This window comes from Flavobacterium sp. B330r (assembly GCF_056824325.1).
The window spans coordinates 5,372,123-5,388,611 of record NZ_CP124860.1 but is presented as its reverse complement, the minus strand read 5'-3'; the positions used below and the strand labels follow the sequence as shown (position 1 = coordinate 5,388,611).

Sequence of the window (16,489 nt, the reverse complement as noted above, 5' to 3'; positions counted from 1 at the left end):
TACGCAAGGCTCGCTAAGTTTTCTTAATCCTTATAATCTTTGAAATCTGTGGCAAAAAAAATATAGTATGAGTAGAGTAGTTGCATTTGGAGAAATCATGCTGCGTTTATCGACAGAAAGACATTTGCGTTTTTCGCAATCTACAGCATTTGGTGCTACGTATGGTGGCGGAGAATTCAATGTATGTGTTTCGTTGGCTAATTATGGTGTAAATGCTGAATTTGTTACCAGACTGCCTGAAAATGAAATTGGTTTTTCTGCATTAAAAGAAATCAGAAAAATGAATGTCGAATCTAAAAACATTGTTTACGGAGGAGAGCGTTTAGGAATCTATTTCTTAGAAACTGGAGCAGGAACTCGCGGAAGTAATGTCGTTTACGATCGTGCTCACAGTGCCATGTCGACTATCCAAAAAGGACAGGTGGATTGGGAAAAAGTGTTGGAAGGAGCTGAATGGTTTCATTGGAGCGGTATTACACCAGCGATTTCAGAAAGTGCAGCAGAAGCTTGTTTAGAAGCGATTAAAGTCGCTCATAAAAAAGGAATTAAAATTTCATGCGATTTAAACTATAGATCAAAACTTTGGCAATACGGAAAAACTCCGAGTGAAGTTATGCCAGAAATGCTAAAATACAGCAATGTGATTTTAGGTGATATTGATACGGCTTATTTCATGTTGGGAATCCCGAAAGTAAATCCGAATTATCAGGACGAAAAATCACTTCCAGCAGTATATGATAAATTGTTTGAATTGATTCCGAATCTACAGATTGCAGCGACAACACTACGTTATTCTGTAAGTGCTTCGCACCAAAGAATTGGCGGAATTTTATTTGATGGAAAATCAATTTACAGTGCAAAAGTAAAAGAAGTTACACCAGTTGTTGACCGCGTAGGAAGTGGAGATGCTTTCATGGGCGGATTAATTTATGGTTTATTAGAATATCAAAATAATAACCAAAGAGCATTAGATTTTGCAGTTGCAGCTTGTTGTTTAAAACATACAATTGCAGGAGATTACAACTTGGTTACCTTAAAAGAAGTTGAAAATATGATTGATGGTGATGGTTCTGCATTAGTATCAAGATAATTTTAAAATAAAAATGGCAAAATATTCAAGAATTGAAGTAGCTCAGACAATGAAAGAGAATGGTATGGTTCCGTTGTTTTTTCATTCTGATATTGAGTTGAGTAAGAAAGTTTTAAAAGCTTGTTATGAAGGAGGTTCCAGATTAATGGAATTTACAAGCCGAGGTGATTTTGCTCACGAAGTTTTCGGAGCTTTAAATAAATATGCTTTGGCTGAACTACCAGGAATGATTCTAGGAGTTGGTTCTATTACAGATGCAGCTTCGGCTTCATTATACATGAGTTTAGGAGCAAATTTTATTGTAACACCAGTTTTTAGAGAAGATATAGCTATAGCTTGTAATCGCAGAAAAGTGCTTTGGTCACCAGGCTGCGGTACTTTGACAGAAATTGCTAGAGCAGAAGAATTAGGCTGTGAAATCGTAAAATTATTCCCGGCTGATACTTACGGTCCAGAGTTTATTAAAGCGATCAAAGGCCCATGTCCGTGGACAAACATTATGCCAACAGGAGGTGTTTATCCAACGGTAGAAAGTTTAAGTTCATGGTTGAATGCCGGTGCAACTTGTGTTGGTTTAGGTTCGCAATTAATTTCAAAAGATATTTTGGATAACAAAGACTTCGACGGACTAACTGCAAAAGTGAAACAGGTTCTTGACATTATAAAAGATATTAGAAAATAGATTAAGGGGTAATCATGCCTAACTCCTTATTTTATAAGTTTTTTTTAGATTTTTAGAGATTGTAATAGAGCATTACGCTTGAAAAATGGAGTCCGCCATTCCTCACAGCAGATTTTATTTTACTCAATCGAGTGTGATGCTTCTTTTGCAATTTTAAAGGCAGAAATGAAGAAATAAGGTTTATAAATGGTTATTTATAACGCATTAAAGAAAATTTAAAATGAAAAAATTAAATAGAATAAATACAGGATTAGAAAAGTTACAGCCAATCAAAGTGGTTCAGTTTGGAGAAGGTAACTTTTTAAGAGCCTTTGTTGATTATGCTTTTGACAAACTAAATAAAGAAGTTGATTTTAATGCCGGTATTGCAGTAGTTCAGCCTTTAAAAGACGGTATGGTAAATATGATTAATGCTCAGGACGGTCTTTATACCTTGTTTATGAACGGAATCAAAAAAGGCGAAAAGATACAAGATATTGTGTTGATTAATAATATTGTAAAAACTATAAACCCATATACTGAATTTGCAAATTATTTGGCTTTAGCCAAAGAAGAAGAACTTCAGTTTATTGTTTCTAATACTACAGAAGCTGGAATTGAATTTATTGAAAGTGATACTCCAGACATGCAGCCGCCAGTGTCATTTCCTGCAAAATTGACGGTTTTATTATATGAAAGATTTAAACATTTTAATGGAGATGCTTCTAAAGGAGTTACAATAATTCCTTGTGAATTAATTGATTATAACTCTGAGACGCTTAAAAAATATATTTTACAATATGTTGATTTATGGAAATTAGAGGATGCATTTAAAACTTGGGTATCAGATGCTTGTACTTATCATAGTACTTTGGTTGACAGAATTGTTCCTGGATATCCAAGAGCTGAAATTGAAGAATACAATAATAAATTAGATTATGAGGACAATTTAATTGTTGCGGCTGAACCTTTTTTCCTTTGGGCTATTGAAGGTGGAGAGGATCTAAAAGCAAAATTGCCTTTTCATAAAACAGATTTGAATGTAAAAATCGTTGATGATATACGTCCTTTTAAAATGATTAAAGTTCGTATTTTAAACGGTGCGCATACGGCAATGGTTCCTTTTTCACTTTTGCATGGCAATAAATTAGTAATGGAAACTGTTAACGGAGATTTTACCGGAAAATTTGTAAATAGCGTTATTAGTGAAATTAGTGAAACTCTTGATATGGACAAAAATGAAATTACGGCCTATTCTGAGGAAGTAATGGACCGATTTAAAAATCCATTTATCAAACATGCACTTGCTGATATTGCACTAAATTCTGTATCGAAATTCAAAGTAAGAGTTTTGCCTAGTTTATTAGGATATTATAAGGCAAACAAAAAATTGCCTGTTAATTTGACTTTTTCATTAGCGAGTTTAATTCGTTTCTACAAAGGAACTTGGAATGGTCAAAGTTTACCGGTTAAAGATGGTGAAGATATTGTTTTGTTTTTTGATGGCCTTTGGAAGTCTGATGACTATGAAAAAATCGCTCGTTTAACATTACAAAATAAAGGTTTCTGGGATGAAGATTTAACTGAAATTCCTGGATTGACAAAAGCAATTACAATTGCTTTAGAAGAAATAGATTCAAACGGAATTAAAACTGGTTTTGCTAAGTTTCAAGAAAGAATAAAATAAATCCATTTTTGGGATTGGGCTAAGAAATATTTTGATTCAATAAATAAAAATCTAATTTGATCTGCTAAAATCTTTTAAATCTGCGTGAAATTTTTTTGCGTATTGATTTTCACGCAGATTTATACAGATCAAAGCAAATTTACACAGATTTAAATCTAAGCTCATGAGTAAAATTTAGAAGAAAGTAATTTTGCTCAACGGGTTGAAAATAAGAGAAAAATAAAAAGAACAAAGAACAAAGGTTAATTATGGCAACGCAGAAAAAATTAATAAAAGTTCACCCAACCGACAATGTTGCGGTTGCTTTGGTGGATCTTACTGCAGGCGAAGTGATTGATTTTGAAGGACAATCAATTACCGTAGAGTCTGATGTAAAAATGAAACATAAGATTGCAATGGTTCCTTTTAATGTAGGGGACAGAATCATTATGTATGGTGTTTTAGTAGGAAAGGCAAGCGCTAAAATTGAAAAAGGCGGATTGCTTTCTACTCTAAACGTAAAACACGAAAGCGATAAAGTTACAGGTAAAACTGAAACTATTGGCTGGAATGCTCCAAATGTGGACAAGTGGAAAGATAGAACGTGGCAGGGCTATCATAGAGAAGATGGACAGGTTGGAACAGAAAATGTTTGGTTGTTTTTTCCATTGGTTTTTTGTGAAAACAGAAACATCGAAATCTTAAAAGATATTTTTGAGAAAGAATTGATGAAACCAAAAGAGAACGATTATCAGTTATTGTTGCGTTCTTTGGTAAAATCAGAAACGGGAGGAGCAGGGAATCAAGAAGCTTCAAACGATGCCAATTTATTCAATAATATTGAAGTAAAATTCATTACACACCAAGGTGGATGCGGTGGAATTCGTCAGGATTCGCACAGTTTAGCAAAGCTTTTGGCGGGTTATGTAAACAATCCAAACGTAGCTGGAGCAACGGTATTGAGTTTAGGATGCCAGAATCTTCAGATTTCAATTTTCAAAGAAGCTTTAGATGCGATCAATCCAGACAGTAAAAAACCTGTTTTAATTTACGATCAGCAATCTATTGGGACAATTGAAACCATGTTGAGCAGTGTGGTAAAAGATACTTTTGAAGCTATTAAAAAAGCAAACGAAATTAAGAGAGAGCCAGCTCCATTATCTAAACTAAGAATTGGTTTAGAGTGCGGTGGATCTGATGGTTTTTCTGGAATTTCTGCCAACCCAACTTTGGGAGTTTTATCTGATCATTTAGTTGCTTTGGGAGGAACTACAATTCTTTCTGAATTTCCTGAATTATGTGGAGTGGAGCAGGAATTAGTAAATCGTTGTATAGATGATAAAGATGGAAAACGTTTCTTAGACTTAATGCAATGGTACGAAAAAACAGTTGTAGATGCAGGTTCAGGATTCGATATGAATCCGTCTCCAGGTAACATTAAAGACGGTTTGATTACAGATGCTATGAAATCGGCTGGTGCTGCTAAAAAAGGTGGAACATCGCCAATTACGGGTGTTTTCGATTATGGAGAATATATTAACGAACCAGGATTTACATTGTTATGTACACCAGGAAATGACGTAGAATGTACTACTGCAATGGTGGGTTCTGGAGCTAATATGGTATTGTTTACAACAGGTTTAGGAACTCCAACAGGAAACCCAATTGCACCGGTTGTGAAGATTTCATCAAACACACAGTTAGCAAACAAAATGTCTGATATTATCGATATTGATACAGGTGGAATTATCACTGGAGAAAAATCAATTGATGAAATGGCCGATGAAATGTTAGAATTTATTATTGATGTTGCGAGTGGTAACATTAAAACAAAAGCTGCAATTTTAAATCAGAACGATTTTATTCCTTGGAAAAGAGGGGTGTCACTTTAAGTTTTTTAGGTACAAAGGTACAGAGATACAAAGTGACAAAGTGACAAAGGTTTATATAGAAGACGCACAATATAGTGCGTCTTTTTTTTTTTTTTTTTTTTGAGAAAGCTTCGGAGAAGCGAAATATTTATAGCAAAAGATTAACCGGTTACAACATAAAGCTCCAGAGGAGCGACATATATTTAGGTTGCAAAAAAATATGTCGCTCCTCTGGAGCTTTATTCTCGATGACTAATTTTTATCTATAAATATTTCGCTTCTCCGAAGCTTGTATAAAAAAAGCTCATTCTAAAATGAGCTTATATAACTTATATGGTAAAGAATATTAAAAATTAGTTCTTGTAGAAGATTTGCGAATATGTAATTCTGGAGCAAGAACAACTTTCTTTTCTATTTTAATTGTATCTGTTTTGTCAACCTGTTCTAAGAAAACGCGTGCAGACATTCTTCCCATTTCCAGTGGTGACTGATCTACAGAAGTAATCGATAATTCCATGAATTTAGTAAAAGGTTCGTTACTGAAACCAGCAACACAAAACTCATCTGGTATACTAATATTTCGTTCTTTTAACTCTTGTATTGCTCCTAAAGCAGCAAAATCACTCGAAGAAAAAATAGCATCAGGAGGCGTTTGCAACTGTAAAAGTTTATCGACAGCATCTTTACCAGCTTCTACGCTACTTTTAGTAAAAATAACATACTCTTCGTTAAAAGAAAGTCCATTATCCAATAAAGCTTGTTTATATCCTAAAAACCTGTTTTTGAAGATGTCTAACGATTGATCTCCAGAGAAATGCGCAATATTTCTACAACCTTCATCTATTAAATGTTTAGTTGCTAAATAACCGCCTTTAAAGTCATTAATAGTAACAGAACTTACGCCATCAATGTGTTTGCTTCTATCAAAAAATATTAGCGGTACATTTTTTTCTAATACGTTTCTGAAAGCGCTGTCATTTTCATCTGAAATACCCGTAACTGACATCATAATTCCGTCTACTTGTGCATCTACTAATGTATGGAGATTTTCGTTTTCTCTTTTAATGCTTTCATGCGTCTGACAAATAATAACCTGATAGCCGTGAGGATAAAGTTCTTCTTCGATTCCTCGAATTACAGACGCGAAAAAATTGCTATCAATACGCGGAACAATAACTCCGATATTATTACTTCTACCGCTTTTCAAAGCTAGCGCAAGTTTGTTTTGCTTATAGTTCATCGCAGCAGCAGTTTTGATTACCAGCTCTCGCGTTGCTTCCTTTATTTTAGGATTATTGTTTAACGCTCTGGAAACTGTTGCAGCTGTGATGTTTAATTTTTCAGCAATATCGTAAATAGTTACTTTTTCACTCATTCAAAAAAAAGTTTTTCAGATTATTTTTAGACAAAAGTACATTTTTTTTCATTATGTAATAAAAATTGTTATCGATTACCGTATTGAAAAACTCAAACGTTTTAGATTCTACAATGATAATAAATTATCTAATTTTTTGCATTAAATGTAATTAATTTTTGTAATAAAAATTAAATATATAATTTTTTTCTAAATTAATTTGGTGTCTTAGAACAATTTTTCTACTTTCGTGTAATCGATTACATAAAACTTGATGTTTTTGATATTCCAATAAGAAAAATCTGTGCAAATGATTACAAATAAGATGATCACGTTTAAAAAGATTCTTTTTTTAGCTGCTTTAGGGCTGTTAATAGCATCATGTGCAAGACACTCTTCGTCAGTTTCTTCAGATAATCCATGGAAAAGAATGGATTTGGTTATAAAAAGCATTCCACAAACCCATTTCTCAGATAAAGTATACAACATAAATGATTTTGGTGCTATTGCAGATGGAAAAACGTTAAACACTTTGGCTTTCCAAAAAGCAATACAAGAGTGTTCAAAAAATGGTGGAGGAAAAGTTTTGGTTCCAAACGGAAAATACTTAACAGGAGCCATTCATTTAGAAAATAATGTTAATCTGCATTTAGATGATCATGCTGAGATTCTTTTCAGTTTAAATCCAAAAGATTATCCTATTGTTCATACTTCTTGGGAAGGAACAGAATTAATGAATTATTCTCCTCTTATATATGCAAAAAACAAAACCAATATTGCAGTTACAGGAAAAGGAACTTTAAACGGTCAGGCAGACAGCACCAATTGGTGGATTTGGTCTGGCGGAAAAGGTTATGGGTGGAAAAAAGGTATTCCTTCTCAAAATGATCCGACAAATCGTGAAGTTTTGGTTGATATGGCAGAAAAAGGAATTCCGGTATCAGAAAGAATTTTTGGTGAGGGACGTTATTTAAGACCCAACTTTATTGAGTTTTTCGAGTGTAATACGGCTTTAATAAAAGATGTGAAAATTATTAATTCTCCTTTTTGGATTTTACACCCTATAAAAACAAACAACATGATTATTGACGGCGTAACGGTTAATAGCCATGGTCCCAATAATGATGGTTGCGATCCAGAATATTCCCAGAATATTTTAATCAGAAACTGCACTTTTAATACGGGCGATGATTGTATCGCAATTAAAGCAGGACGTGACGGAGACGGAAGAAGAGTGGCAATACCAAGTAAAAATATCATTGTACAAAACTGCAAAATGGTCGATGGCCACGGTGGTGTTGTAATTGGAAGCGAAATTTCGGCAGGAGTGAATAATGTTTTTGTCGAAAACTGTGTCATGGATAGTCCGAATTTGGATCGAGCCATTCGTATCAAAACCAATTCAAAAAGAGGTGGAGTCATTGAAAATATATATGTGCGAAATCTAGAAGTGGGAACTGTAAAAGAATGTGTTTTGAAACTAAACATGTTTTACAATGTATACGGATCTCAGACAGGAAACTTTATTCCAGTAATCAGAAATGTAAGCTTAGAGAATGTAACTGTAAAAAACGGTGGAAAATACAGCGTTTGGGCAGAAGGTTATGCAGCATCTCCAGTGGAGAATATTACACTAAAAAATGTAAAAATCCAGAAAGTAGATTCTGTCTATTTACTAAAAAACGTAAAAAACATAAATTTTATAAATACCTATATCAATGAGAAAAAAGTAGAATCTATCAACAATTAAACACTATCAATTAACCAAACTTTAAACCACATGAGTATTAAACAATTATCTGAGAAAAAAGATAAGTACTTTGTATTTTTCTTTTTCCTGAATTTTTTGCTGTGCAGTTCTATTTATGCACAGTCAACAACAATTGAAGGGAAGATTACCGACGCTACAGGTATGTCGCTGCCAGGGGTAAACATTAATGAAAAGGGAACTAAAAACGGAACTTCGACAGATTTTGAAGGAAGTTTCAAAATTAATGTATCAAACAGTAAAGCTACCTTAATAATTAGCTATTTAGGATTTCAGACACAGGAGGTAAGTGTTGCTGGAAAAACTAAAATCAATGTAAGTTTAGCAGAACAATCAAACGCATTAACAGAAGTTGTGGTTGTAGGATACGGATCTGTAAAAAAGACAGATCTTACAGGTTCTGTTAGTACCATTAGTGCTGCTACTATCACAGAAAGAAATACAATTAATCCTTTGGAGGCAATTCAAGGTAGTACGCCTGGGGTGCAGATTTCATCTTCATCAGGACGTGCAGGAGATGGATTTAAAGTAGTAATTAGAGGAAATAATTCCCTAATTGCAGATTCAAATAATCCAAGTGTGGTTGGTTCTTCGCCTTTATATGTTGTAGATGGTGTGCCAATGGATGGAATCGATTTCTTAAATCCACAGGATATTGCCAGAATGGATGTTTTAAAAGATGCTTCTTCTGCTGCAATTTATGGTTCTAGAGGATCAAACGGGGTTATCATTGTTACAACAAAAAGCGGAACTAGCGCAAAAGCTGGAATTAGTGTAACTTTTGATACTTCTTACGGAAATAAAATTGCGACTAGATTGCCAAAAATGATGTCTGGAGAAGAGTGGTGGAAATTTCACCAAGTTGCTTATATGAGTGCAACGCCTCTTACCCAAACGCCGGCACAATTGGCTACTTTGGCTGGAAATCAGAGTCCTTTATTGGTTTCTCGTGCCAATAGCGGTTACAATTTTGACTGGTATGATGCTGTACTTAAATCGGGAATGACAGAGAATAATTATTTAAATATTTCTGGACGTTCAGATTCTGGTTTAAGCTATAACTTAGGATTCGGAATCCAGAGTGATCGCGGTCTTATTGAAAATGATGCGACAGATAAATACTCTTTTAAATTAGGATTGAATCATAAAATAAATGATAAATTTTCTACAGGAGTAAACGTTACAATTGCAAGATTAGACAATCAATTAGGAAGTGATTTGGCAATGCAAGACGCATTCAGATTAAGTCCGTTAATGTCTCCTTGGGCAATTGATGCAAACGGAAATGAGCAGGTTGGAACTTTGTTTTTTCTACCAGGTAAATTAACTTATCCTAATGGTGCTTGGGCTATCAATAAAACTTCAACAGTTAATCCATTAATGGAGATTGCAAATTCTTCTCAAACAGAAAAAACATGGCAAACTGTAGGGAATGCGTATTTCCAATATCAGCCACTAAAATGGCTTTCGTTTAAAACGACATTTGCTGCGGGAATTATGGACACCCAAAATTCTAAAGCTTACACAGCACAAACAAATGCAGGGGTAACTTTAAACGGAAAAAACTCAGCAACTTTAGAAAACATAAACAACTTCAATTACACTTGGGATAATCAAATCGATTTGAAACATACATTCAATGAAGTTCACGATGTAAGTGTTTTATTATTGCAGAGTTTGTATTCAAATACAGACGAAAACTCTTATATGTATTCTAATAGTCAGCCTTTTGATGTTGGAACAGATAATATGGGTTCTGGTGCGCAAACGAGTTATGTAATAAAATCGGCTTTTGCGAAAAACACCTTAAACTCTTATGCAGTACGTTTAAACTATGCATTTAAAGACAAATATTTGATTACCGCTTCTACAAGATGGGATGGTTCGTCTGTTTTATCTGAAGGTAACAAATGGGAAAGTTTCCCATCATTAGCCTTAGGATGGAAACTTAGTAAAGAATCATTTTTAGCAAATAGCTCAGTTGTTTCAGATTTAAAATTACGTGCTAGTATTGGTTACACAGGAAATGATAACGTAGCTCCTTATACATCTCAAGCACTTTTAAACCAACAGACATTCTATGCACAAGGTTCAAATGTTATTCCCGGATGGCAGTCAGAAAACTTAGCAAATCCAAATCTAACTTGGGAGAAAACAAGAGAATACAACTTGGGTCTTGATTTTGGATTCTTAAAAAATAGAATTACTGGTAGTGTAGATGTATACGACAGATTATCAGATAATTTGATTTACAAACAGCAATTGCCAGCTGAGACAGGTTGGAAAAATACGTTTGCAAATGTTGGATCTGTTAGCAATAAAGGTATAGAAGCTTTATTGACTACAAAAAACATTAAGTCTGGAAAAGTAACTTGGGAAACGACTTTTACTTTTACTAAAAACGTAAATAAATTAGAGTCAATTTACAATCAGGACAAAGTAAGTGATATTGGAAACAAATTAATACTTGGTGCGCCATTAAACCCAAATTACAATTATGTTTATGATGGAGTTTGGCAAGAAAGCGAAGCGGCTCAGGCAGCCTCTTACGGAATGGCTCCTGGACAGGCAAGACCAAAAGATTTAAACGGAGATGGTAAATTTAATCAAGATGATAGAACAGTAATTGGAAATCCAAATCCAGAATGGCAAGGAAGTTTATATTCTAAATTAGTTGTCGGACAATTTGATTTTAATTTTTCTGTCTTAACAAGCCAAGGGCAAACTGTTTTAAGTACTTTCCACCAAAACTTTGCTGATGTAAGCGATAGAGGACGTCAAAAAATAGCAATGGATTACTTTATTCCAACAAATGGTACAGGAATCGAGGCTAATGCAAATACTACAAACCCAAGACCAGGACCTGTTGCAACAGGTGCAGGAGCCTATTGGTCTTCTCTTTTTGGGTATTATAGAGATGTTTCTTACGTGAAAATCAAAAATATATCTTTAGGTTACACTTTAGATTCTGAATTATTGAAAAAACTAAAAATTTCTAATTTCAGAATTTATGTGAATGTTCTAGATCCATTTGTGTTTACAGATTTTGATGGTTACGATCCAGAATGGGCAGCTTCTCCTTTTGGGGTAAACCGTCCAGCGGCAGTAACTACACAATTAGGATTAAGTGTTAAATTTTAATAAAGATATTCAAATGAAAAAAATATTAGTAATGATAGGAATAATCGCTGCAGCTGTAAGTTCTTGCAGTGATTATATTGAAGAAGATAGCCGCTCATTTGTACCGGCAGACGCAACATATAAAACAGCATCAGGATTTCAGTTATTGGTTAACACAAATTATGCTTGGCTGAAAGGAATTTATGGCGGAAACCCATGGCTTTTTGAAGCAGGAACCGATATGTATGCTGAAGGAAGAACTCCAGAACCAGCAGGATTAAGCCAGTATACACTTTTAATTCCTTCGTCAGACAACGTAGCCGATTTATATACTTCTTGTTATCAGCAGATTCAAGCGGTAAATAAGACTGTATATTATTCTGCAATTACAGAACAAACACCAAATTTAAATACACTTGTTGGTGAAGCACGTTATTTAAGAGCCAATGCTTATTTCTTATTAGTGCAGACTTATGGCGGTGTGCCAATTGTTTTGGATAATATTACCACTCCAGTTTTATCTTTTACAAGAAATACTGCCGAAGAAGTATATACACAAATTATTGCAGATTTAGATTTTGCTTTAGCGAATGTTGGAACTACGGCTTATGGTACTACAGGAAGAGTAAATAAAAGAGCAGTAAACGATTTGTTGGCAAAAGTGTATTTAACAAGAGGATATGAAACTTTTGCGAAAGCTGATGATTTTTCTAAAGCAGCAGCTTACGCCGATGCAGCAATTGCAGGCCAGACTTTGGCAATTGCATTCGACCAGCTATTTAAACCAGGAAATGATTTAAATGCAGAAACTATTTTTTCTGTACAATATGATAAAGCCTCTACAAGTACAGATCCAACAAAATTGGGTAACAATCAGTTTTACTATTTCAGTTCTTATTTAGGAGGAGCAGAAACGGGAGCTCCATTAAGAAGTTACAATTTATGTCCTACCGATTATGCTTTAGGCTTATATGAAAAAGGGGATGCAAGATGGAATGCTACTTTCATGACCGAAATTTTAGAAGGACCGGAAACGACAAACGGAGTTACAAAAACTATTTTATATTATCCGTACTACAGAAGTTCAAATCCATCTTCTTTAAAAATAAGACATTTTTACGAACCAAAATGGTTTACAGCGGCAGATAAAACGGCATACATGACAACGAATGCTTCTAGATTAGCTTCGACATTTGTTTACCACCCTTGGGGAGAATATTCTGCAGCTCATACGCTAATTAAAAACTTAGATTGTTATACTATTCCAGTTAAGAAATTTGACGATCCAGATCCAACAACTCCATCAAGCACCGGGCCTGTAAGTACAAGAGATATTATTGTTTCTAGACTTGGAGAAACGTACTTAGTTGCAGCAGAAGCTTATTTAAAAGCAGGAAACCCAGGAACAGGATTAGCTCGTTTAAATGAAGTAAGAAGAAGAGCAGGTGTTGCCAATGCAACTGCAGCTCAATTTAATATCGACTATATCTTAGACGAAAGAGGGCGCGAACTATTAGGAGAATACAAACGCTGGTTCGACTTAAAACGTACAGGAACTTTAGTTGCAAGAGCTTCAGCTCATAATTATAAAATTAAAGAAGCAAATTTTGTTGGTATAGACGGAAAACTTAAAATTTTAAGACCAATTCCACAATCAGCTTTAGATTTGAATCAGAATAAAGATTTTCCTCAAAATCCTGGTTATTAGTAATTTGTTAGTTTTTTGAGAACTATGTTTTTTGAAGTAGTTAAAAAGGGGTTTGACTATTGGTCGAACTCCTTTCTTAACTAAAAAGTAAAGATTAAAAATGCAAAAAATTAAATTAATCTTAGTGTTGTTTTTTAATGTCCTTGTAATGCAAAGTCAGCAGTACCAGGTAGATACGTCGTATACTATAAAAAGCACTTATGCTAAATTAATTAAGAAGCATCCGTTTATTACAATTCCAGAAATAAAAGCAAATCCAGATGTCAAAGAAATGTTCAATCAGGTTTACAATAAAGAGCAAGATCGTGTTTTGCATTTTGATGCTTTTATAAACACAAAAAAGAAAAAAAATCCGGCAGTTATTCTAATTCACGGCGGAGGTTGGAGATCGGGAAACAAAAGCCAGATGCAGTTTTTAGGAAAAGAAATTGCAGCAAAAGGCTATTCTTGTTTTGCAATCGAATACAGATTATCATTAGAAGCAAAATATCCTGATGGTGTTATTGATGTCAAGAATGCGATAAAATTTATTAAGGACAATGCGGCGAAATTTAATGTAGATCCAAACAAAATTGCGGTTTTAGGCTGTTCTTCGGGAGGGCAAATGGCAGCTTTGATTGGTACAACAAATAATTATCCGCTTTTTGAAGATAAAAATTTCAAAAGCCATTCTTCTTCAAAAGTCCACGCTATAATAGATGTTGATGGAGTTTTGGCATTCAAGCATCCAGAATCATCAGAAGGAGATATGGCAGCATTTTGGCTAGGAGGAAAATCAGATGAGATACCAGAAAATTGGAAAAATGCTTCTGCACTAAGTCATACAGACAAAAATACGCCACCCGTATTATACATCTGCAGCAGTATTCCGAGATTTCATGCCGGAAGAGATGATATGATTAAGATTTTGGATAAATATAAAATCTATAATGAAGTGCAGACTATTCCAGATTCGCCACATTCATTTTGGTTTTATGATCCTTGGTTTACACAAACAATCACGTACAGCGTACGATTTTTAGATAAAATTTTTAAATAATTTAGAATACAGAAATGAAAGCAAAAATCACCACAGCAATTTTATTTTTCGCGGGTTTAACTGCCATAAACGCGCAGAAATACGATATTAAGACGAACAAAACTTACGCCGAAATATCTGCAAAAACAGACGGAAAATGGGAAGGAAGAAAGTATAAAGGCGGAACTGTTTTTAAAAATGTGGACCGATTAAAATTGGCTCCTGAACATACAGATCACTCTTTCGACATTCGTTACGAAGGACCAGGCTGGGAAAACAACAGAATTGGATACCGTTTGTACTTAGACTGGAGAAATGCTATCGATATCTTCGGAAAAAAGACTTCAGAGAATATTCTTCCACTTGTAGGGCAAGACGGATTTGATTCTTATCACAATATGAGCGATTGGGGAGCTGATATTTTAAAAGCAGGAAAAGGAATCGGAATTGGTTCTATCGATCGTTATTTAAACAGCGAAAAATTGCACTTCCGTGAAGTAGATTCAACAATTGCAACAGTAGCTAATAAGGCGAAGGAATCTACAGTAAAAGTAAATTACTATGGATGGAAAACAGCTTCAGATAAAATTGATTTTATTTCAGAATTGACAATCAAACCAGATCAGCTTTATACACAACATACAATTAAAGCTTCGCAAGCAATACAAGGAATTTGTACAGGAATTGTAAAGACAAAAACGGGTGAATTGCTTAAAAAAGAAAGTAAAAATAAAAAATGGGCATATTTGGCAACTTACGGAGAACAATCTTTGGTGCCAGACAAGTTAGGAATGGCAATTTTTTATGAAATTAGTACTATCGAAAATATTGCAGATACAGATTTAGATTATCTTTTAGTTTTTAAACCAACTACAAAAGCAGTGACTTTTTACCTTTTAGGTGCTTGGGAACAAGAAGTAAACGGAATCAAAACAAAGGAAGAATTTGCACAATATTTAGACAAACAATTAGAAGTACTGAATAAAAAAGGCAAAATGTAATTTTATGCGTAAATCTCTTTCTACAAAGTTCATTTTTGGAAATATTCTGGTTTTACTGCTGATTTTTGGAAATAAAATCAATGCGCAAAATCAAACAAGTACAGAAAACAATGTCATTCCCTACGATTTAAAATGGTCGGGACGAACAGCACTTTCTGTTTTAAATAAATATCCGAATGCTTGGCAGCTTGACGGAAATGAAAAGCCAAAATGGGATTATAAAATGGGTTTTGTATTGTCGGGATTTGAAAAATTATATCAAAAAACAAACAATAAAAAGTACCTGAATTACATCAAAGAATATGTTGATGGAATGATTGACAGTACGGGAAATATCAAAAAATATGATATCAAGGAGTATAATATTGATTGTTTAAATCCGGGAAAACTGCTGTTTAATTTATATGATATAACAAAAGATTCTCGCTATCTGAAGATTATTGGGCAGCTTAGAAATCAGTTAGAAAGTCAGCCGAGAACACCAAGCGGAGGATTTTGGCACAAACAGATTTACCCAAACCAAATGTGGATTGACGGTTTGTATATGGCTGAACCTTTTTATGCGCAGTTTACCGTTAAGTACGAAAAGGGAAAAAGTCTGGATGATATTGCGAAACAATTTGAATTGGTTCAGAATTATCTTGTGGATCAAAAAACTGGTTTGGTTTACCAAGCTTGGGATGAAAGTAAAGAGATTGCGTGGGCAGATAAACAAACGGGAACTTCGCCTACAATCTGGGGAAGAGGAATTGGATGGTACATGGTGGCGCTGGTTGAAACGTTAGATTATTTCCCGAAATCGCACCCAAAACATAAAGTTCTGGTGGAGTATTTGAATCAGATTGCCAAAAATGTGAATCAATACAAAAGCGATATAGGACTTTGGTATCAAGTTGCTGATAAACCAGAATTGTACGGAAATTATGTAGAACCATCAGCTTCTGGAATGATTATTTATGCTTTTGCAAAAGGTGCCAATAAAGGCTATTTGGCTTCAAGCTACAAAACCACAGCTAAAAAATCATTTGACACTTTTGTAAAGGAATTTGTGAAAGTAGATAAAAAAGGAGAAGTGAATGTTTTGAATGTTTCATCAAATGTAGGTTTGGGCGGAAAACCATTCCGTGATGGAACAAACTATTATTATCTAGTTTCTAAAACAAAAGAAAACGGTGCAATTGGATTGGGGGCTTTTTTATTAAGTGCAATCGAATTAGATAAATAAATGTTTT

At 34.3% G+C, this 16,489-nt stretch carries 11 protein-coding genes; 10 read left to right on the top strand and 1 reads right to left on the bottom strand.

Annotation, left to right across the window (positions count from 1 at the left end):
* Window positions 1–67 precede the first annotated feature (67 nt).
* From QLQ95_RS23585 to QLQ95_RS23570, 4 genes are all read left to right on the top strand, one after another.
* Complete coding sequence (locus tag QLQ95_RS23585; protein WP_427874289.1) at window positions 68–1,090, top strand: PfkB family carbohydrate kinase; 1,023 nt, start codon at window positions 68–70, stop codon at window positions 1,088–1,090.
* A gap of 13 nt (window positions 1,091–1,103) precedes the next feature.
* Entirely contained in the window at window positions 1,104–1,772 is a 669-nt protein-coding gene (locus QLQ95_RS23580) for a bifunctional 4-hydroxy-2-oxoglutarate aldolase/2-dehydro-3-deoxy-phosphogluconate aldolase (protein WP_428238022.1), read from the top strand.
* Between the two features lie 220 nt (window positions 1,773–1,992).
* On the top strand, window positions 1,993–3,438 hold the full coding sequence (locus tag QLQ95_RS23575; protein ID WP_428238021.1) for a tagaturonate reductase: 1,446 nt from the start codon (window positions 1,993–1,995) through the stop codon (window positions 3,436–3,438).
* 248 nt (window positions 3,439–3,686) lie between these two features.
* Window positions 3,687–5,309 carry a UxaA family hydrolase gene (locus QLQ95_RS23570; RefSeq protein ID WP_095930793.1) on the top strand — a complete coding sequence of 541 codons (1,623 nt, stop codon included), beginning with the start codon at window positions 3,687–3,689 and terminating at the stop codon, window positions 5,307–5,309.
* 325 nt (window positions 5,310–5,634) lie between these two features.
* Here the strand turns inward: QLQ95_RS23570 and QLQ95_RS23565 are convergent, their stop codons facing one another.
* A complete protein-coding gene (locus QLQ95_RS23565; RefSeq protein WP_320493733.1) occupies window positions 5,635–6,663 on the bottom strand; it encodes a LacI family DNA-binding transcriptional regulator in 1,029 nt (342 codons plus the stop codon).
* Between the two features lie 289 nt (window positions 6,664–6,952).
* On the opposite strand from QLQ95_RS23565, the gene QLQ95_RS23560 reads away from it, so the two are divergent.
* The 6 genes from QLQ95_RS23560 (at window position 6,953) to QLQ95_RS23535 (ending at window position 16,482) form a co-directional block, all read left to right on the top strand.
* Window positions 6,953–8,392, top strand: coding sequence for a glycoside hydrolase family 28 protein (locus QLQ95_RS23560; RefSeq protein WP_095930791.1), 1,440 nt, complete (start codon window positions 6,953–6,955; stop codon window positions 8,390–8,392).
* Window positions 8,393–8,422: 30 nt separating this feature from the next.
* Complete coding sequence (locus QLQ95_RS23555) at window positions 8,423–11,551, top strand: SusC/RagA family TonB-linked outer membrane protein (protein WP_482501950.1); 3,129 nt, start codon at window positions 8,423–8,425, stop codon at window positions 11,549–11,551.
* Window positions 11,552–11,564: 13 nt separating this feature from the next.
* On the top strand, window positions 11,565–13,238 hold the full coding sequence (locus tag QLQ95_RS23550; RefSeq protein WP_482501949.1) for a RagB/SusD family nutrient uptake outer membrane protein: 1,674 nt from the start codon (window positions 11,565–11,567) through the stop codon (window positions 13,236–13,238).
* Between the two features lie 100 nt (window positions 13,239–13,338).
* Entirely contained in the window at window positions 13,339–14,277 is a 939-nt protein-coding gene (locus QLQ95_RS23545; RefSeq protein ID WP_482501948.1) for an alpha/beta hydrolase fold domain-containing protein, read from the top strand.
* A 14-nt stretch (window positions 14,278–14,291) separates the two neighbouring features.
* The gene (locus QLQ95_RS23540) at window positions 14,292–15,257 is read left to right on the top strand and encodes a DUF4861 family protein (protein ID WP_482501947.1); all 966 of its coding nucleotides are present in this window, start codon (window positions 14,292–14,294) and stop codon (window positions 15,255–15,257) included.
* Between the two features lie 4 nt (window positions 15,258–15,261).
* Window positions 15,262–16,482: a glycoside hydrolase family 88/105 protein gene (locus QLQ95_RS23535; RefSeq protein ID WP_482501946.1), complete on the top strand. Its 1,221-nt coding sequence runs from the start codon at window positions 15,262–15,264 to the stop codon at window positions 16,480–16,482.
* Window positions 16,483–16,489 lie beyond the last annotated feature (7 nt).